Origin of the sequence: Marinoscillum pacificum (assembly GCF_024714495.1) — a bacterium.
GTDB classification, from domain to species: domain Bacteria; phylum Bacteroidota; class Bacteroidia; order Cytophagales; family Cyclobacteriaceae; genus Marinoscillum; species Marinoscillum pacificum.
In genome coordinates, this window is the sequence record NZ_JAMZMJ010000029.1 from 1 (window position 1) to 2,073 (window position 2,073).

The 2,073-nt window shown below is 46.5% G+C and carries 1 protein-coding gene; it reads left to right on the forward strand.

What is annotated here, in order from left to right; all coding sequences use genetic code 11:
- A partial coding sequence (locus NXS00_RS26830; RefSeq protein ID WP_258102384.1) for a hypothetical protein occupies positions 1-2,073 on the forward strand: 2,073 nt, incomplete at both ends.

A 2,073-nucleotide genomic window follows, 5' to 3' on the forward strand; every position in this document is an offset into this window, starting at 1 on the left:
CTTCTCTCGCTGATTCCATCATTGCTGTTCGTAGTGCGTTGGTTGATTCGGCTTCCGATATTCGTACGCATTATGATCAGGTGGTTCTCGATACGGCTACTGATATTCGTGCTGACTTGCATGCTGCCTTAATCGACTCGGCTAATGACGTTCGCTCTGATTTGGCTTCAGCTCTGGCTGATTCTGTACTCGCCGTAAGAGGTGCTTTAGTTGATACAGCTAGTGATATCAGAGGTGATATTGCTTCGCTCGAACTTGATCTACACAATGCCATGAGTGATACCGCTGATGTGGTAAGAACTTCTCTCGCTGATTCCATCATTGCTGTTCGTAGTGCGTTGGTTGATTCGGCTTCAGATATTCGGTCACATTATGATCAGGTGGTTCTCGATACAGCTACTGATATTCGTGCTGACTTGCATGCTGCTATCATCGACTCGGCTAATGACGTTCGTTCTGATTTAGCTTCAGCTCTGGCTGATTCTGTACTCGCCGTAAGAGGTACTTTAGTTGATACTGCTAGTGACATTAGAAGTGATATTGCATCCCTCGAACTTGATCTACACAATGCCATGAGTGATACCGCTGATGTGGTAAGAACTTCTCTCGCTGATTCCATCATTGCCGTTCGTAGTGCGTTGGTTGATTCGGCTTCAGATATTCGGTCACATTATGATCAGGTGGTTCTCGATACAGCTACTGATATTCGTGCTGACTTGCATGCTGCCTTAATCGACTCGGCTAATGACGTTCGCTCTGATTTGGCTTCAGCTCTGGCTGATTCTGTACTCGCCGTAAGAGGTGCTTTAGTTGATACCGCTAGTGACATTAGAGGTGATATTGCTTCGCTCGAACTTGATCTACACAATGCCATGAGTGATACCGCTGATGTGGTCAGAACTTCTCTCGCTGATTCCATCATTGCTGTTCGTAGTGCGCTGGTGGATTCGGCTTCCGATATTCGTACGCATTATGATCAGGTAGTACTCGATACAGCTACTGATATTCGTGCTGACTTGCATGCTGCTATCATCGACTCGGCTAATGACGTTCGCTCTGATTTGGCTTCAGCTCTGGCTGACTCTGTACTGGCTGTAAGAGGTGCTTTATTGGATACAGCTAGTGACATTAGAAGTGATATTGCTTCACTCGAACTTGATCTACACAATGCCATGAGTGATACCGCTGATCTGGTAAGAACTTCTCTCGCTGATTCCATCATTGCTGTTCGTAGTGCGCTGGTGGATTCGGCTTCCAATATTCGTTCGCATTATGATCAGGTGGTACTCGATACGGCTACTGATATTCGGGCAGATTTACATGCTGCCTTAATCGACTCGGCTAATGACGTTCGCTCTGATTTGGCTTCAGCTCTGGCTGATTCTGTACTCGCCGTAAGAGGTGCTTTAGTTGATACCGCTAGTGACATTAGAGGTGATATTGCTTCGCTCGAACTTGATCTGCACAATGCCATGAGTGATACCGCTGATGTGGTAAGAACTTCTCTCGCTGATTCCATCATTGCTGTTCGTAGTGCGCTGGTGGATTCGGCTTCCGATATTCGTACGCATTATGATCAGGTAGTACTCGATACAGCTACTGATATTCGTGCTGACTTGCATGCTGCAATCATCGACTCTGCTTCCGACGTTCGCTCTGATTTGGCTTCAGCTCTGGCTGATTCTGTACTCGCCGTAAGAGGTGCTTTAGTTGATACGGCAAGTGACATTAGAAGTGATATTGCTTCACTCGAACTTGATCTACACAATGCCATGAGTGATACTGCTGATGTGGTCAGAACTTCTCTCGCTGATTCCATCATTGCTGTTCGTAGTGCGCTGGTGGATTCGGCTTCCGATATTCGTACGCATTATGATCAGGTAGTACTCGATACAGCTACTGATATTCGTGCTGACTTGCATGCTGCAATCATCGACTCTGCTTCCGACGTTCGCTCTGATTTGGCTTCAGCTCTGGCTGATTCTGTACTCGCCGTAAGAGGTGCTTTAGTTGATACTGCATCTGATATCAGAGGTGATATTGCTTCACTCGAACTTGATCTGCACAATGCCA